At 45.8% G+C, this 17,800-nt stretch carries 16 protein-coding genes; 8 read left to right on the top strand and 8 right to left on the bottom strand.

The annotated features are described in order from the left end of the window. Positions 1-359 precede the first annotated feature (359 nt). Positions 360-1,814 carry a cardiolipin synthase gene (gene cls, locus VER99_RS05760; protein WP_014231527.1) on the top strand — a complete coding sequence of 485 codons (1,455 nt, stop codon included), beginning with the start codon at positions 360-362 and terminating at the stop codon, positions 1,812-1,814. 239 nt (positions 1,815-2,053) lie between these two features. Continuing rightward, positions 2,054-3,259: a cystathionine beta-lyase gene (locus VER99_RS05755; RefSeq protein ID WP_020332971.1), complete on the top strand. Its 1,206-nt coding sequence runs from the start codon at positions 2,054-2,056 to the stop codon at positions 3,257-3,259. Positions 3,260-3,318: 59 nt separating this feature from the next. Here VER99_RS05755 and VER99_RS05750 read toward each other — a convergent pair whose 3' ends face one another. The 7 genes from VER99_RS05750 to pspA form a co-directional block, all read right to left on the bottom strand. Then, positions 3,319-3,888 carry a DNA-3-methyladenine glycosylase I gene (locus VER99_RS05750; protein WP_020332970.1) on the bottom strand — a complete coding sequence of 190 codons (570 nt, stop codon included), beginning with the start codon at positions 3,886-3,888 and terminating at the stop codon, positions 3,319-3,321. Between the two features lie 63 nt (positions 3,889-3,951). Continuing rightward, on the bottom strand, positions 3,952-7,053 hold the full coding sequence (gene vmeI, locus VER99_RS05745) for an efflux RND transporter permease subunit VmeI (protein ID WP_020332969.1): 3,102 nt from the start codon (positions 7,051-7,053) through the stop codon (positions 3,952-3,954). Beyond that, a complete protein-coding gene (locus tag VER99_RS05740; RefSeq protein WP_014231523.1) occupies positions 7,050-8,135 on the bottom strand; it encodes an efflux RND transporter periplasmic adaptor subunit in 1,086 nt (361 codons plus the stop codon). Before VER99_RS05740 ends, vmeI begins: the two co-directional genes overlap by 4 nt. A 1-nt stretch (position 8,136) precedes the next feature. Beyond that, the gene (locus tag VER99_RS05735; protein ID WP_014231522.1) at positions 8,137-9,168 is read right to left on the bottom strand and encodes an efflux RND transporter periplasmic adaptor subunit; all 1,032 of its coding nucleotides are present in this window, start codon (positions 9,166-9,168) and stop codon (positions 8,137-8,139) included. A gap of 159 nt (positions 9,169-9,327) precedes the next feature. Continuing rightward, a complete protein-coding gene (gene pspC / locus VER99_RS05730; RefSeq protein ID WP_020332968.1) occupies positions 9,328-9,717 on the bottom strand; it encodes an envelope stress response membrane protein PspC in 390 nt (129 codons plus the stop codon). Next, a complete protein-coding gene (gene pspB, locus VER99_RS05725; RefSeq protein ID WP_020332967.1) occupies positions 9,710-9,943 on the bottom strand; it encodes an envelope stress response membrane protein PspB in 234 nt (77 codons plus the stop codon). The genes pspC and pspB overlap by 8 nt, the downstream gene beginning before the upstream one ends. A gap of 14 nt (positions 9,944-9,957) precedes the next feature. Further along, complete coding sequence (gene pspA / locus VER99_RS05720; protein ID WP_020332966.1) at positions 9,958-10,629, bottom strand: phage shock protein PspA; 672 nt, start codon at positions 10,627-10,629, stop codon at positions 9,958-9,960. Between the two features lie 232 nt (positions 10,630-10,861). On the opposite strand from pspA, the gene pspF reads away from it, so the two are divergent. From pspF to VER99_RS05690, 6 genes are all read left to right on the top strand, one after another. Continuing rightward, positions 10,862-11,869 (top strand): phage shock protein operon transcriptional activator, encoded by a 1,008-nt coding sequence (pspF, locus tag VER99_RS05715; RefSeq protein ID WP_020332965.1) that lies wholly within the window; start codon positions 10,862-10,864, stop codon positions 11,867-11,869. Positions 11,870-12,105: 236 nt separating this feature from the next. Continuing rightward, the gene (locus VER99_RS05710; protein ID WP_014231517.1) at positions 12,106-13,725 is read left to right on the top strand and encodes an ABC transporter substrate-binding protein; all 1,620 of its coding nucleotides are present in this window, start codon (positions 12,106-12,108) and stop codon (positions 13,723-13,725) included. Further along, positions 13,725-14,687, top strand: coding sequence for an ABC transporter permease (locus VER99_RS05705; protein ID WP_020332964.1), 963 nt, complete (start codon positions 13,725-13,727; stop codon positions 14,685-14,687). The genes VER99_RS05710 and VER99_RS05705 overlap by 1 nt, the downstream gene beginning before the upstream one ends. Then, positions 14,674-15,561: an ABC transporter permease subunit gene (locus VER99_RS05700; protein ID WP_014231515.1), complete on the top strand. Its 888-nt coding sequence runs from the start codon at positions 14,674-14,676 to the stop codon at positions 15,559-15,561. Before VER99_RS05705 ends, VER99_RS05700 begins: the two co-directional genes overlap by 14 nt. Then, a complete protein-coding gene (locus VER99_RS05695) occupies positions 15,561-16,556 on the top strand; it encodes a peptide ABC transporter ATP-binding protein (RefSeq protein ID WP_014231514.1) in 996 nt (331 codons plus the stop codon). Before VER99_RS05700 ends, VER99_RS05695 begins: the two co-directional genes overlap by 1 nt. Next, positions 16,553-17,341, top strand: coding sequence for a peptide ABC transporter ATP-binding protein (locus tag VER99_RS05690; protein ID WP_014231513.1), 789 nt, complete (start codon positions 16,553-16,555; stop codon positions 17,339-17,341). The genes VER99_RS05695 and VER99_RS05690 overlap by 4 nt, the downstream gene beginning before the upstream one ends. A gap of 66 nt (positions 17,342-17,407) precedes the next feature. Here VER99_RS05690 and VER99_RS05685 read toward each other — a convergent pair whose 3' ends face one another. Continuing rightward, positions 17,408-17,797 carry a DUF2750 domain-containing protein gene (locus tag VER99_RS05685; protein ID WP_014231512.1) on the bottom strand — a complete coding sequence of 130 codons (390 nt, stop codon included), beginning with the start codon at positions 17,795-17,797 and terminating at the stop codon, positions 17,408-17,410. Positions 17,798-17,800: the final 3 nt, after the last annotated feature.

The raw sequence follows: 17,800 nt of genomic DNA, 5'->3' as shown, positions 1-17,800 counted from the left end.
CCAAAATTAAATGTGTTGTGTTTGCATTGAGATAGGCGTCAAAAATGTGTGTTTATATTAAGTTATACACTTATGAAAATAATGTTAGACGCTCTATGCGGTCAGTAAACCAGTTCCCCATTAAAATTAAAAGCCTCAACAAGTATATTTATCGCACAATTGCTGCATCACGCATGTTATATGCTGCTTTTTTATTCAGTGATTAAAGATTAACCTTGGTTTTCAAACATGAATAACAGATTCCCCTGTTATGAACTTAATCCCTCATATAAAATCACTCTAACTCTTAATAAGAAAGCAGTTTCCCCAACACACTTTTATGCCTAATATCCTAGATGGGCGTATAAATTTGAGCGTATATGGATAAGTTTTATCATTTTCTTACTCTTGCTGGCATTGGACTGTATTGGTTATTGGTCGCTGGTGTCACCATTCGGGTAGTTTTAAAACGCCGTGCCGTAAGTGTTTCGTTAGCGTGGCTGATGATCATTTATATTCTTCCGGTTCTTGGTGTCGCGTGTTATTTCCTGTTTGGTGAACTTAATTTAGGCAGAAAGCGAGCTGAGCGCGCGAAAGAGATGTTCGCCCCCTTTGCAGAATGGTTCAGCCAACTTAATGATTGCCACGCGCACATGCCTGAAACGATGGGGCGTCATATCTATCGCATTGATGAACTGTGTAATAACCGTCTCGGGCTACCCGCTCTCAGTGGTAACACACTCTCATTGCAGCAGAAGCCAGACGAAATTTTGCACTCGATTATCGAAGATATCGAAAATGCACAAACCAGTATTCGGATGGTGTTCTACATTTGGCACCCCGGAGGTCTAGCCGATTCCGTCGCCTCAGCGCTTATCCGAGCATCCAAACGTGGAGTCAATGTAAAGCTGTTACTGGATTCTGCTGGCAGCCCACGCTTTTTCAGAAGCCCGTGGTACCGGATGATGAAAGATGCGGGCATTGAAGTGATACAAGCCTTGGAAGTAAAAATGTGGCGTATTTTCTTGCGCCGTTTAGATCTTCGCCAACACCGAAAGATCATTGTTATTGATGACGAGATCGCTTACACCGGCTCAATGAACCTCGTCGATCCGGCTTACTTTAAGCAAAGCAGTGGTGTCGGTCATTGGATTGACATTATGGTGCGAATTACTGGCCCAACGGTTAATGTGCTAAGCGCCATTCACTGCTGGGACTGGGAGGTCGAAACCGGCGAGCGTCAACTTCCTAAGCGACCGGAATGCAAAATCGATAGCTATCAGTACCAGCACCCGATACAAGTGGTACCGTCAGGTCCGGGCATGCCGGAGTATCTTATTTATCAGGTGTTAACGTTAGCCATTAACCAAGCCAATCGTTCGGTGAGAATCACGACTCCGTATTTCGTGCCTAACACCGATTTGCTTGAGACACTGAAGATGACCGCGCAACGAGGCATTGAGGTAGAACTTATCATCCCTCATAAGAATGACTCGGTAATGGTTCAGTGGGCTTCTCGCGCCTTCTATAGTGAGCTTCTTGCCGCGGGTGTGAAAATTTATGAGTTTTATGGCGGGTTGCTGCATACAAAATCTGTCGTTATTGACGACCAATTTTGTTTGGTCGGCACCGTAAACATGGACATGCGTAGCTTGTGGCTGAACTTTGAGGTGACGCTGGCAGTCGATGATGAAGACTTCACCAAAGAGATGTCATCTCTGCAAGACAGTTACATCAAACAGTCCTATCCGGTGGAAAAAAAGGTGTGGGATAAACGGAGCCTGTTCTCTCGCTTCTTAGAACGTGTGTTCTATCTGTTTAATCCTCTGCTTTAAAGCACTCTGGATTTAAGAGCGACTTCAATCCCGCACCAAACGGTTTGGCGCGGGATTGTTTTATCGGACTCCTGTCCCCCCAAATAAGTGAGATAACCCTCATCACACTCACTGAGTATTCCCTTAGGCTATTAGGTGTTCCAAGTGGTTATGGCTCGATAATAGAGTTTTCCCTTGCAAACAACCCGTAGTCCATGTTTTAAATAATCAAAATCGTTTTATTTAAACAGGGAATTTATATGTCAGAGGGTAAAAAGACCAAGCTGATTACCGCAGGCCGCGATAAAAAGTGGACAAACGGTGTTGTTAACCCACCAGTTCAACGTGCTTCAACCATCGTATTTGACAGTGTTGCAGAGAAAAACCAAGCAGCAATTAACCGCGCAAACAAAACGCTGTTTTACGGACGTCGCGGTACTAACACACATTTCGCGTTTCAGGACGCGATGGTTGAAATTGAAGGCGGTGCGGGATGTGCTCTCTACCCTTGTGGAACAGCGGCTATTTCAAACACAATCCTGTCTCTAGTTGAGACTGGTGACCACATTCTTATGGTTGACACGTGTTACGAACCGACTCGTGATTTCTGTAACGTCATCATGAAAAAAATGGGGATTGAGACAACCTACTACGACCCAATGATCGGCGAGAACATTCGTGATTTAATTCAACCAAATACCAAAGTACTTTTCCTGGAGTCTCCGGGTTCAATTACCATGGAAGTACAAGATGTTCCGACCCTTGCTCGTATTGCTCATGAGCACGACATCATTGTGGTACTCGATAATACTTGGGCCGCTGGTGTTAACTTCTCTCCGTTTGACCATGGGGTTGATATTTCAGTGCAGGCTGCGACCAAGTACATCGTCGGTCACTCAGATGTTATGCTGGGCACGGCAGTCGCTTCAGAGAAATATTGGCCACAATTGAGAGAACAAAGCTACTTGATGGGACAGTGTGTTTCTCCTGACGATGTGTACCTTGGACTCCGCGGTCTACGCACTCTAGATGTTCGTCTTCGCCAGCACGCAGAAAGCAGCTTAAAAGTGGCTAAATGGTTAGAAACTCGCCCTGAAGTGGAGCGAGTGCTGCACCCTGCACTGGAAACGTCTCCAGGCCATGAATTTTTCAAACGCGATTTTACTGGCGGTAATGGTCTGTTCTCATTCGTACTCAAAACATCATGCCCTAAAGCAACAACAGCCTTGCTTGACGGTATGAAACACTTCAGTATGGGCTACTCCTGGGGTGGTTACGAGAGCTTGATTCTAGCTAATGAACCAAAGAGCTTTAACAGCTTACGCACAGTCTCGCACCCACATTTTGAAGGGACGTTAATCCGTCTTCACATTGGTTTGGAAGACGTCGAAGACTTGATCGCCGATCTGGAAGCAGGTTTGGCAAGATACAATGCCCTCATTCTCGAGGAAGAAGTTTCACTTTAGGAATCGATATCCACAAAAATGCCCTCAACTCGAGGGCATTTTCTTATAGTTTGATTTAGTTAGTCCTGCACCGTTTTACAGGGACATCCGACGATATGGTCATCGACCATTCCGACCGCTTGCATAAACGCATAACAGATGGTTTCTCCGACAAATTTAAAACCTTTTTTCTTAAGGAATTTACTCATCGCTTTTGATTGCTCGGTAGAAGCGGGCACTTCGCTCATATCCTGCCATTGATTGATCACAGGATTATGGTCGACAAACTGCCACAAAGCCTCTGACAAACTTCCATACTCTTCAATCAACGCCTTAGCGGCTTTTGCGTTACTGAACACTGAATTGATCTTGCCGCGATGTTTGACGACATCATAATTGCCTACGATATATTCAGCCCGCTCTTCACCATGCTGCTCCAAAGCATCCAAATCGTAGTGTTCAAATGCTTCTCTGTAGCCTTCTCTTTTCTTTAGTATGGTTATCCAGCTTAGCCCCGCTTGCGCACCTTCAAGGGTAATAAATTCAAACAGTACTTTATCGTCATAAACGGGTATTCCCCACTCAGCATCATGATACTCACGTTCCAGCGGGTGGTTCATCGCCCAGGCGCAACTGTTATTTTCTGTCATTATACGTCCTTATAAAAACGCCCCTGACTCGCTAGCCAGAGGCGTTATCGATTTATACTCATTCTATTTCGGTACGGCTACTCTGTGGAATAGACGATACAGGACTGGGACAACAATCAAAGTTAATACCGTCGCAAAACCCAAACCGAACATGATCGTCACAGCCATTGGCTTGAAGAAAATATCGGGTAAAAGCGGAATCATGCCTAAAATCGTGGTGATTGCCGCCATACATACAGGACGGACACGGCTCACTGCGGCGTCGACAACCGCATCATAGGCATCTTTACCTGACTTCATTTCAATCTCAATTTGATCAAGCAGAACGATGCCGTTTTTCAGTACCATCCCCGACAAACTCAGAAAGCCCAGTAAAGCCATAAAACCAAATGGCGTATTCAGGGCCAAAAGCCCTGTCGTAACACCAATCAGAGCCAGTGGAACAGTCAGCCACACAATCAAAGGTTCTTTGACCGAGTTGAACAGGAATACGGTAATAAGGAACATGAACAAGTAACCCATTGGCATTGTCGTAAACAACGACGCCTGAGCATCACCTGATGACTCGTATTCACCGCCCCACTCGATAGAGTATCCCGGCGGCATCTCAATCGCTTCGATTTGAGGTTGTAGACGCTTTTGCAATGTTGAAGCCGTTTCTTCACCCAATATATCAGGGTCGGCCATCACAGTGAGCATACGTTTACGATTTTTACGGACGACGATTGGATCTTCCCAACGCATATCGTATCCCATTGTCACTTGTTGCAGCGGGATAAATTCAGTTTTTGCCGGACTCCAAATTTTCATACCTTCAATGTTACGAATATCGATCCGTTCATCTTCAGGCAATCGAGCCACGATAGGCATCAACGTCGTACCATCTCGGTACAGACCAATCTTCATACCCGAAAACGACATGGAGAGATAATCATCGACATCTGATTTGGTGATGCCGTAACGGCGAGCCTGGCTCTCGTTAAACTGAGGCTCCAAAACTTGAGTGCGTTCTCGCCAATCATGTCGAATATTCGTCGCGGCAGGGTCAGCGTACATAATATCCATTACCTGAGCGGCGAGCGTGCGAAGCACTGTTGGGTCAGAACCGATAAGTCGCGCTTCAATTTTCGCACCACCACCCGGGCCTAACTCAATTTGTTTAAGTTTATAGTTAATTTCAGGGTAATTGGCTTTTAGATGCTCTCGGAAACGCGCCATCAAGGGTTCAAGCGCTTCATAGTTCTCCATTCGTGTGGTGATTTCACCATACGCGGCATAACTTTTCTCTGGTGCATACGTCAACATGAAGCGCTGCAAGCCTTTCCCTGCCGTCGTCGTAATATGCTCAACATGTTCTTGTTGCGCTAACCAATGTTCAAGTTCGTTCAGCTTATCATTGGTTGCTCTAATATCCGTCCCCTCAGGTAACCACACATCCAACTGAAAAATCGGTGTTGTTGAAGATGGGAAGAAGGACTGTTTTACAAACATAAATCCGTACACACTGGCCGCGAGCCCAACAATTAACACCACGACAGTGAACCATGCACGACGCATGCAAAACTCGAGAAACGTCTTGTAGGTAACAAAAACAATACCATTATACGGGTCGCTATCTTCGCCTTCCGTTTGATTTATTTTCTGGCCTTTGAAGAAAATGTCGGCAAAAAATGGTGTTAATGAAATCGCGGTAAACCAACTGAGCATCAAAGAGATGAGAAGCACAGTAAACAAGGTACCGCAGTACTCACCTGTGGAGTCCTGAGAAAGCCCAATCGGCGCAAAAGCGGTGACCGCAATGATAGTCGCGCCAAGCAAAGGCCACTTAGTCTGGGTAACGATATCGGTCGCTGCTTGTAAGCGCGTTCTTCCCTTTTGGGTACCAATTAATATCCCTTCCACAACGACGATGGCATTATCCACCAGCATCCCCAAAGCGATGACCAACGCCCCTAAAGAAATACGTTGTAGATCGATGGCCAGGTACTTCATGAAGATGAATGTGCCGAGGACCGTTAGCAGCAGGATCAAACCGATAAGTAAGCCAGAACGAAGCCCCATAAAGAACAGCAATACGACGATCACTATCCCAATCGCTTGTGCGAGACTCACAACAAAGCCACTTACCGATTTATCCACTTCCTTCGGTTGACTATAAATTTCTGAGATCTCGATTCCGACGGGTTGTTGATACTTCAATTCAGCAAGTCGGCGATCAAACACTTTTCCGACTTCAACAACATTGACCCCTTGTGCAAACGAAACACCGACATTCAGCGCCAAGCTGCCATTGAAGTTGACGATATTGGTTGGAACCTCAATGTAGCCGCGTTTAATGTCAGCGACATCTTTAAGGAAAATCAGCCCCTGAGCACCCACTTCGGTCAGCAATAAATCACCCAGCTCGTCGACATTCTGAAACTGCCCGGTTGGTTGGATTCGAATATATTCATCACCAATTCTGATCGCACCAGCATCGGAGATTACGTTTTGAGTTGAGAGAAGTCCGAATACGGTATCGGGAGACAGACCCAAACTGCTCAATTTCTTCATCGAGATTTCAATAAAGACCTGTTCTTGCTGTGTGCCAGACACAGATACTTTACTCACACCGTCTACAAGTTCGAGTTCCCGTCTCAGGTAATCAACGTAATCCAGCAGTTCTTTGTAGCTGTAACCATCCCCCGTCACTGCGAGCAAAATGCCGTAGACATCGCCAAAGTCATCAATCACTTGAGGATCATTCACACCAGGCGGTAACGTGCCTTTCAAGTCATTAACTTTTCGCCTTAATTCATCCCAAATTTGAGGTAAGTCATCCGGGCCGTAATTGTTTTTCATCGTTACGGTAATTTGAGACAGCCCACGACTCGAAATAGAATTCACCTCATCGACGTACGTCAATTGCTGAATGGCTTTTTCAAGTGGGTACGTCACCTCTTCTTCCACTTGTTGAGGTGTCGCTCCCGGATACGAGGTGACGACCATGGCGTCTTTGATGGTGAAAGCAGGATCTTCCAGACGCCCTAACCCAAAAAATGCGGCGACACCACCGATCAAGAAAATCAGTGACACCATCCAACTGATAACACGGTTTTTAATAAAGTAAGCCGCGATACCCGTTACGTCTTCGTCCGTTTGAGGCACTTTATTTTTCTCATTCATAAACCTGCCTCCTGCTCAACCACTTCTACTTGCATACCTTCTCTGAGTCTTGACACCCCAGCGACGACAACCTTGTCGTGTAATTCAAGCCCATCAAGCACTTGTATCGATGTCTTTGAAGCTTTACCCGTGCGTATCTGTTGGCGAGAAACGGTATTATCGTCGTTAAGTACCCAAACGAACTTGTTTTCACGACTCAGATCGTCGCCATCCGCGTTGAAAATCGCTTCGATTGGTACATTAATCCCGACATTCAAATTCAAACCGACTTTTTCATCTTTTGACGTGACTTCAACCGCCATTCCATCAAGGATGTATTCGTCTTTTGGCATCGGTAGTGAGAGGGTAACCGTGAACGTGCCAGTGGCGGGGTCGGGCTCAGTGGTAAACTCTTTGACAGTTCCTATGTATTCATTACCGCTTGGAACACGCACAACCCCCTGAATAGAGGTGAGCCTTTCATCGGTCGGAGGCTCTTTGACGTACAAACGATCCGGAAATTGAATAAGTACTTCGAAACGATCCAAGCTGTGTATATTCACGATATACTGGCCAACTTGAATATTTTCGAACTGATCAACATTAACCCTGGAGATGATGCCATCCACTGGTGCTTTTAAAGTCGTAAATGACAAACGTAGTTGAGCTAGTTTCAGCTCTGCCAGAGCGATTTGGCGCTGAGCAGCAATTTCATCAAACTGCGATTTAGCCAGTAAGCCTTTATCGACAAGAGGACGAGAGCGGCGGTATTGACTATCCACTACAGAAAAACGGGCAGAAGCGTTGTCCACATCCAATTGATAATCAGTCGGGTCTAACGTGGCAATAACGTCATCTTTTTTCACCTTATCGCCCTCTTTGACCCTGATACTGCTAACTTCACCCGCAACTCTAAAACTGAGATGCGAACGATCAGCCGCATTGGCCACCGCAGGAAAGTACAAATTATCGTCAACCTTACTTCCCTCTAAAGAAACGACTCTTACTCGGGGAATTTCCACCTCTTTTTCAGGCCCTTTATCACCGCAACCAGAGATGAAAAACGGCAAGCATAAAACGGCTAAGGCTATAATTCTTTTCATATTACAACCCTCTTTCCTTAACCCAGGCTCTGACTTTGATACCCGGCTCTATCACATTGACGCCAGAAATTACGATCACATCACCATCATCCAGGCCTTGTAGAACCTGATTTTTGTCATTCATTGTGATCGCGGCTTTGGTCACAATACCTTGCTCATCTACACGCCAGACGTAGCTTTGTCCTGACTCTTCAAACAGTGCTGAATTGGGAATGGTTGTAACGCCGGAGTTCAGTGAAGTAACAAGCACGTTACCGGACATCCCTGGTAAGATCCCAACGCCTTCAGGACGCTCCATTACCATAGTGACTTTGTAACTGCCCGTTTTAGGGTCGGCTTCGGTATCGATCTCCTGAAAAGTTAAATCGAATGACCGTTCTGGAAAGGCATCAAACTCCATTTTTGCTGTGACGTTAACCCCAGGAGCGTAACGATTGAGCAAGTGGCTAGGAAGCTGGAATATCACCTTCATCAATTGATTGGTTTGGATATTCATCACGCCTTCTTTGGCGGCAACGTATTCATGGTTTTCCGCAGGAAGGTATGAGATCGTGCCATCATAAGGAGCAACGAGTTTGGTGTAACTCAGATTCGCTTTCGCCTGATCCCACTGAGCTTTGGCAGAATTGTGATTGGCTTTCGCTTCATCAAAGTCCTGTTCTGACACAACCTGATCGACACGAAGCTTTTTATACCGTTGGTATTGCACGTCCGCGAGCGCAAAATTTGCTCTCGCTTGTTGTTCCAGAAGCGTGTATTCGTCGGGGTTCAGTGTTGCCAACACATCACCTTTGCTGACGAGTTGACCTTCGTGAACGTCAATCGACTGAAGTAGCCCGGGAACACGAAAGGCTAATACGGCTTTATCGCCAGAGTCAGTCGTAGCAGGGAAATGACGATCAAACTGTGAGTTACCAACAGAGACCGTAAAAAGTTTAGCGGGTCGAGATTCTGGTTCGGGAACGGGTGGTAGTTCTTTACCACATCCCGACAAAGCAGCCGTAACGGCTATTGGAATGAGCAGCTTTTTCATCATATTCATCCAACGAATATAGAGACTACATTTAAGTTAGATGAACAATGCTCAAGCTGCCATGTGAGGCGAAGATAATATTGATTTAAATGAGGAATTTGTGAGCAAAAAGCAGGCTTGGGGCCTGCTCTTTAAAACAAAATTCTAGTTGCATAATCCTCAGAGCTTGTTGAACTCTCTGTTGACTCTGAATGTATCGGAAGTGACATACGCTTCCATATTGCGAATTTTGCCATCAATGCGGTTAAAATCACGCTCAAGCACACTCAAGAACTGCTCCGGACTTTGACCCTTCTGCCATGGCTTACTCTTTAGAGTATGATCCTGCTGGGCCTTGATATTTTCTGAATAAGTCATTGGCTGCTTTTCCAACATAAACGCTAAAGCGACATAGGCGAGAAGCACCAAAAACGTACCGCCGAGCAAACCTGCAGAAATAACCAAGATACGAATCAACCAGACCTCCACACCAAAGTAGTTAGCAAATCCGGCACACACACCGGCAAGCTTGCCATTTGCTGGGTCACGATAAAGCTCTCGACTACTCATACTTGCGTCTCCACGTTGGTGACTCTGCGTCTAGAATGCGTTCAAGTGTATCTACCCTAGCCTGCATCGATTCTGCTTTTTCGGATAGTACCTGAAGGCGCTCCAGATCCTGGTTCGACAGTGCACTATCCGTTTTACGTTTACTGCGATAGTGTAAGAAGAGCCAAAGTGGAGCGACAAAGATCAAAAAGACAATGACTGGTCCTGTTATAAAAAATGTCGTCATAAATGGCTCCTCTTTTATTTATCTTGTGATGACATCTGTTCTTTCAGTTTTGCCAACTCTTTTTCAATTTCATCTTGCGCCTGAAGCTCTGCAAACTCCTGCTCTAACGATTTTGACTGGCCAGTGCTTGAATATAGGTCAGCTTCCGCTTCCAACTCATCGACTTTACGTGAGTATTGTTCAAACTTAGCCATCGCTTCATTGGTACGGCTAGTGTGAAGATGTTTTTGCACATCACGACGATTAGTTGCGGTTTGATTACGGATTGCCAGAGCTTGCTGTTTCGCTCGTGTTTCCGCAATTTTGTTTTCCAGCTTACCAATTTCACCGGTTAACTTATCAATGGTCTCTTCAACCAAAGTTTGTTCTGTATGAAGGCCTTTGATTAACTGTTCAAGCTTTTGCTTCTCTATAAGAGCAGCACGCGCTAAATCTTCACGCTCTTTTACCAACGCAAGGCTGGCTTTTTTGCCCCATTCATTGATTTGATCTTCGATAGCCTCAACTTTACGAGCCAACTCTTTTTTGTCTGCGATCGCTTTCGCTGAGTTGGTACGAACCTCGACAAGTGTGTCTTCCATTTCTTGAATGATGAGACGGATCATTTTTTCAGGATCTTCCGCCTTGTCCAACAATGCACTGATGTTTGAGTTAACGATATCTGCAAAACGAGAAAAAATACCCATGACGGAACTCCTCTTTTTTCCTATTAAAACCCGACAAGGTGGTGATTTACCTTGTGTCTACCTAAATACATAACAAGTTACGTGCCAACTTAAGTTCCACCATAAAATCAATAGGTTATGCATTTTGTTGTTGTTATGCACCATTATGCTATGATGTTTTTCACCAACTGTTGGTGAATTTCACCAATTCCCTATTGAATTCACACCTAGGCAGCTAAGTAAGAAGGAATCTATGAAGCAAAACCTGATTGGTGAATCGCCCGCTTTTCTCGCTGTATTAGATAAAGTATCACAACTTGCGCCAATTGAACGCCCGGTACTCATTATTGGTGAGCGCGGTACCGGTAAAGAGCTTATTGCACAGCGTTTGCATTATTTATCAAGACGTTGGGACAAGCCACTTCTGTCATTAAATTGTGCCACACTGAGCGAAGGTTTGATTGATTCTGAATTGTTTGGTCATGAACCTGGCTCGTTCACTGGGTCAAAAGGCAAACATAAAGGTCGCTTTGAGCGAGCGGAAGGCGGTACCCTTTTCCTTGATGAACTAGCAACTGCGCCACTGTTAGTGCAAGAAAAGTTGCTGCGTGTCATCGAATATGGTGAATATGAACGCGTTGGCGGGCACACTGCTTTGAATGCCGACGTGCGATTAGTCTGTGCGACCAATGCCGACTTACCCAAACTTGCTGAACAAGGTGATTTCCGTGCCGATCTGCTCGACCGGCTTGCTTTTGATGTCATCATGCTTCCTCCTCTCCGTGAGAGAAAAGAAGACATTCTTTCTTTGGCGGAATACTACGCCATAAAGATGTGCCGCGAACTTCAGCTTGAATATTTCGTCGGTTTCACCGCAGAAGCAGAACGCTCGTTACTTGACTACCCTTGGCCAGGGAACGTTCGGGAGCTGAAAAACGTTATTGAGCGCGCGATCTATCAACATGGCTTAAACGCCGATCCAATTGATCAGTTGATATTCAATCCTTTCGCAACCGTCTGGGACAACGCTTTGGGTCACTCGAATGAGCAAGAAGAAGAACAAGATGTGGCCGAACAAAGCACTCAATTTCATTTCCCGCTCGATTACAAACAGTGGCAAGAAGAACAAGATATTAGCTTGCTCAACCGTGCGCTGGAAGAAGCTAAGTTCAATCAGCGTCAGGCTGCAGAATTGCTCGGGCTAAGTTACCATCAATTACGTGGAATGGTTCGCAAATATGGGTTAGTCGGGCAAAGTTGATACCAGGTTGAACTCAATATTTGCTATCACAAACAGAAACGAGACCTAAACATGCGTAACAATTTAGGTCTACAGTGATAATTAGACTAGGTCTTTTTATCTAACACACTGCGAGCAAAAGATTTTGTATTTGGAGCGAGTTCACAAAGGTGTTAAATTAGCGGGATCATTTTCGCTTGTAACGCCAGATGAGTAACTTCGATGAAACAAGCAAGATCCAATGAACATTTCATATTATGAATGCTTTTATAAGATTATCGCTGAGCCTTATCGGGATTAGCTTACTCACCGCCTGTGGCGATGAGATCGACCACAATGATATTCGCCAAACAGGATTTGTGTTTTGTGGGCAAGGTAAGCCAACAACATTTAACCCACAATTGGTTGATAGTGGTATTACTGCTGAAGCATTGAGCCCTCAGTTGTATGATACGTTGCTTACGCTCGATCCTACATCCCATAAGCCGGTTGCCAATATTGCACAAAGCTGGTCAGTCAATGCGGATGGGACTGAATACACGTTTAAGCTCAAGCACGGTGTTCAATTTCAGTCGACATCTTGGTTTACACCCAGCCGAGCACTGAATTCGCAAGACGTCGTGTTTAGCTTCAAACGAATCATTGATGACAACCACCCTTTCCATCAGGTGGGCGGTGGTTTGTATCCATGGTTTGCCGGTCTGGATTTCAAGAACTTGCTGCAAGATGTCATTGCTATCGACAATGACACCGTCATGTTTAAGCTTTCAAAGCCAAACTTCTCTTTTCTGGCCAACATTGCCACCAGCCACGCAGTATTGCTATCGGCTGAGTACGGACAACAACTCGCGGCTAAAGATCATAAAGAGCAGATTGATCAATTTCCCATTGGTACAGGCCCATTCCAACTAAAAGAGTTCCAGGTGAATGATTTAATTCGCTTAGAGCGTCATGCTCAATACTGGAACTCTCCAGCGAAAATGGAACAGGTGGTTTTTGATATTTCGCATCGTGGAACCGGCACACTGGCAAAATTACTAAGAAATGAATGCGATGTGTTGTCTTCGCCAATTTCAAGCCAGATACCCGTCATTCAGGAAAATGAAAATCTGGAATTGAAAGCGACACCAGCGAACAACGTCTCTTTCATCGCCATTAATACTGGCAACCCTGCGCTGACTGATCCTCGCGTTCGTCAAGCGCTTAACCTTGCGATTAACCGACAAAACATATTGGATTCCGTTTATTACGGAACAGGTACTCAGGCCTACACCTTGCTCCCGCCAAACTCATGGGCTTATCAAAAAGACAGTGTCAAAATACGCTACGACAGAAACTACGCTCTCGCGCTTCTTCGTGAGGCTGGCTATCAAGAAGGCTTAGCGCTCACCATGTGGGTTCCTCTGGAGCCGCGCGCGTTCAACCCAAGTCCGCGTAAAACGGCAGAGTTGATACAAGCTAACTTTGCCGATATTGGTGTGGATTTAACCTTGTTGACAGATGATAGGTTTGAACGTGTCGATTTGGATAATCTGGACAATCTTGATTTGCTGCTTACGGGGTGGATAGGTGATACGGGTGACCCAGATAACTTCTTCCGACCGTTATTGTCATGTGAGTCTGACCGAGTTGGCCTGAACGTTTCGATGTGGTGTAACGATGATTTCGATTTCCTACTGGATTTAGCGATAGAGACGCAGGAACCACGATACCGTTTGAACCTCTACCGTCAGGCGCAAAACATATTGAATGAGCAATTCCCTGTTATTCCACTAGCGCATGGTGTGCAATTCCGTGTTCACGACAAATCGCTGACAGGCTTCAAATCAAGCCCTTTCAATGCACAACCATTTGATAGAGTTGAGAGAGTTCACTGATGTTTTTGTATACCATTCGACGCTTTAACCTGTTTTTCATCACATTGATGATCCTCACTTTAGTGGGTTTCTCTCTGCTGCGTCTCGATCCTCTATCGCATTGGGCACAAGTTGATTTTTGGTCGGGTTGGCAGAGTTATCTTGTTAACCTGTCACAGCTTGATTTCGGCTACAGCAAGAGTGGCAATGCCATTTTCGATGAGTTAGCAATCGTGTTCCCGGCAACGTTAGAGCTGTGCTTTTTTGCTTTTCTGGTTTCGCTGTTTATTGGGATTCCATTAGGAACTCTGGCGGGGATGAAACAAGGAAAAGTGTTAGATACCAGTATCTCGTTTTTAGCCATGTCCGGGTATTCCGCGCCAATTTTTTGGGTGGCGTTGCTACTTATCATGGTGTTTTCACTAGAGTATCAATTTTTCCCGGTGGCTGGCCGCTATGACCTGCTGTATGAAATCGATCATATCACTGGCTTTGCCATCGTCGATGCCTTTATGGCAAAGGGCGAGTATCGTGCCCATGCATTGCAAAGTGTTATTGAACATATGGTGCTGCCTTGTTTGGTACTGGCACTCGCGCCAACGACCCAAGTTATTGGTTTAATGCGTTCGTCGGTTGCCGAAGTAATGAGTCAAAATTACATTCGTGCCGCTCGAATTAAAGGTCTTTCTAACCGAGAGATCATCACTCAGCACGTACTGCGCAACGCGATTCCACCCATCGTCCCAAAAGTCGGCGTTCAACTATCAAGCATGATCACCCTTGCGATCATTACCGAGTCTGTTTTCAACTGGCCAGGTATTGGCCGCTGGCTATTAGATGCGCTGGCAAACCAAGATTATGCCTCTATTCAGGCAGGCGTTATGGTGCTTGCAACACTGGTTCTGACCGCCAATATCCTATCGGATTTGATTGGTGCCATGATTAACCCTCTGGTGAGAAAGGAATGGTATGCTAACAAATAACGTTTATCAGGAAGAACACATTCCAACTCAGTTCGAACGATTCTGGCGCAGCTACCGCGCTAACGGTTTGGCAATGTTTGGCTTATGGTGTCTCACTTTCATTGTATTAATCACCCTATTTGCGCCGTTAATCGCCCCTTTTGACCCTCAGGCTCAATCTGGCGAGCTACTTGTGCCGCCTTCTTGGTCACCATCAGGTTCTGTCGATTACTTCTTGGGAACGGACGACTTGGGACGCGATATTCTGTCACGTCTTATCATCGGGTCTCAGCTCACGTTTGGTGCAGCAGTGGGTATAACCGTCACGGCAGCCATCATCGGTTGCCTGATTGGTGTATTGGCCGGCATGACTAAAGGTCTGCTGTCCAGTACCTTGAACCACCTGCTCGACACAGTAATGTCCATTCCCTCGCTACTATTAGCGATCATTTTTGTGGCATTTCTGGGGTTCGGCGAGTTCAATATCTTGCTGGCGATTTGTTTGGCGCTCATTCCGCGTTTTATTCGCTCGGTTTACATCGCGGTTCACACCGAGGTAGAAAAAGACTACATCATGGCGGCACGCCTGGATGGTGCAAATGATTTCTATCTACTTTGGAGCTCGATACTGCCAAACGTGCTTACCGTCATCGCCGCAGAGTTCACTCTGGCGCTTTCTACTGCGATTTTAGACATCACCGCGTTGGGCTTTCTGGGTTTGGGAGCACAAGCACCAAGTACTGAATGGGGCGCTATTTTGGGCGATTCAGTCGAACTTATTTACATCGCACCGTGGACGGTAACCCTACCAGGCCTCACTATCATGTTTACTGTCATTACCCTAAACTTAGTAGGTGAAGGGGTACGCCGATCGCTTAATGCGGGGATCGAATAATGCCGTTATTAGACATTCGTCATTTGACCATTGAAATTGAAACACCTCAGGGAATGGTGCGAGCTGTAGACAGAATGAGCCTAACGTTAAACGAAGGTGAAATTCGCGGCTTAGTAGGTGAATCCGGCTCAGGAAAAAGTCTGGTTGCTAAAGCCATTGTTGGCGTTAGCAAAGATACTTGGCGAATCACCGCAGACCGAATGCGCTTGGGAAATATCGATCTCTTGCAGCTTACTCCTAAGGAACGGCGTAAAGTTATCGCACGAGATATTGCGATGATTTTTCAGGAGCCTTCGACCTGTTTGGATCCTTCAGAGGAAGTGGGTCGACAACTGATTGAATCGATCCCTTCTCGATCTTTTGATGGTAAATGGTGGGAGCGATTTAAGTGGCGTAAAAAACAAGCCATTGCCCTACTCCATAAAGTTGGCATCAAAGATCACAAGCGGATAATGGGCAGCTACCCTTACGAGCTCACGGACGGTGAGTGTCAAAAAATCATGATTGCCATGGCGATTGCCACTAAGCCTAAATTGCTGATCGCAGACGAACCGACCAATGACCTTGACCCAATTACTCAGTCGCAGATCTTGCGTCTGTTGAGCCGGATGAATCAGCTCAACAACACAACGATTTTGCTTATTGGCCATGACCTAACCACCATCACACAGTGGGCGAACCGCATTACCGTGATGTATTGTGGTCAGTCTGTTGAGTCTGCTGACACACGTAAGATAATTGCAGCACCCAAGCACCCTTATACAGATGCTCTGCTAAAGGCGATGCCAGACTTTAATGACTGGGTTCCACACAAGCAGAAACTCCAGTCTCTGCCTGGCTCGATTCCACCTTTGCAGCATTTGCCAATCGGTTGTCGATTAGGTCCTCGTTGTCCTTATGCGCAAAAACAGTGTGTTGAAATTCCGCATACCCGACGAATCAAAAATCATAAATTTAACTGTCACTTTCCACTGAACACGGAGAAAAAGTCATGAGTGCGCTACTTGAAGTCGATAATTTATCGAAGCAATTTGTCACGCGCTCACGGTTTTTTAAACGTCAGACGAATGTCGCGGTAAAACCGGTCAGTTTCACCCTTGAACCAGGGCAAACTATCGGCTTTATTGGGCAGAACGGTTCAGGCAAGTCGACTCTGGCTCGTATGCTGGCTGGTGTTGTTGCGCCAAGCTCTGGCGAGATTCGCGTAAATGGTGAACGTTTGGAACATAAAGATTATGCGACGCGCTGCAAGCTGATTCGTATGATTTTTCAGGATCCGAATACCTCGCTAAACCCACGAATTCAAATTGGTCGCATATTAGAAGGTCCGTTAAAACGAAATACCAACATGCCGCCGGATGCGCGAATGAAACGTGTAAAAGACACTCTTCGCCGAGTTGGCTTACTACCTGAACATGCCTACTTTTATCCGCAGATGCTGGCCGCCGGACAAAAACAACGTGTCTGTCTGGCTCGCGCTTTGATACTTCAACCTTCGATTATTGTGGCGGATGAAGCGTTAAACGGTCTCGATATGGCTATGCGCTCACAGATTCTGAATTTATTCTTAGAACTACAAGAAGAGATGGGCTTGTCTTTCGTTTATGTGTCGCAGCACATTGGTATCGTCAAACACATTACGGATAAAGTCATGGTCATGCATGAAGGCGAAGTGGTCGAGTGTGGTGATACTCAACAGGTTCTTACCCACCCTGAGCACCCAATTACTCAACGATTGGTTGAAAGCCACTTCTACAAAGCGCCCAACCACTCTATGTAACGAAAAAGCCTGCATTATGTGCAGGCTTTATTAATTCTTGGGCTGGTCAATGATCTTTGGATTTAACTATCGTCGACCAGCGAGTTTACGAAGTTCGAAATCAAACTCATCCGGAAACAGAACAACACCCTCTTCGTTCTGATTTGGGAATACCACAACCGAAAGCTCGTCATCTTCTAGTCCCACAGTCCAGCGGCTGTGCCACTTATTAAGTGAGATGGCTTCTGGTTCGCAATTTTCCCATTCACCTGTCGCCCATTGCTGAGCAAACTCTTCGTTCGGCCATACTGGGACACAATCGTCATCTTCTGTATTCAGCATCACGCAACCGTGTTCATCTTTTAGAATCCATACCTTACGATTCGCGACGATCTCTTTTACGCAGTACTTCAACCGTTGTTCTTCATTGTAACGATTGATCGTATCCATTTGCTCTTGGGTCAATGCCTCGGACATGTT

It is taken from the genome of Vibrio natriegens NBRC 15636 = ATCC 14048 = DSM 759 (assembly GCF_035621455.1).
GTDB lineage: Bacteria > Pseudomonadota > Gammaproteobacteria > Enterobacterales > Vibrionaceae > Vibrio > Vibrio natriegens.
This window is presented reverse-complemented; position numbering and strand designations above follow the sequence as displayed.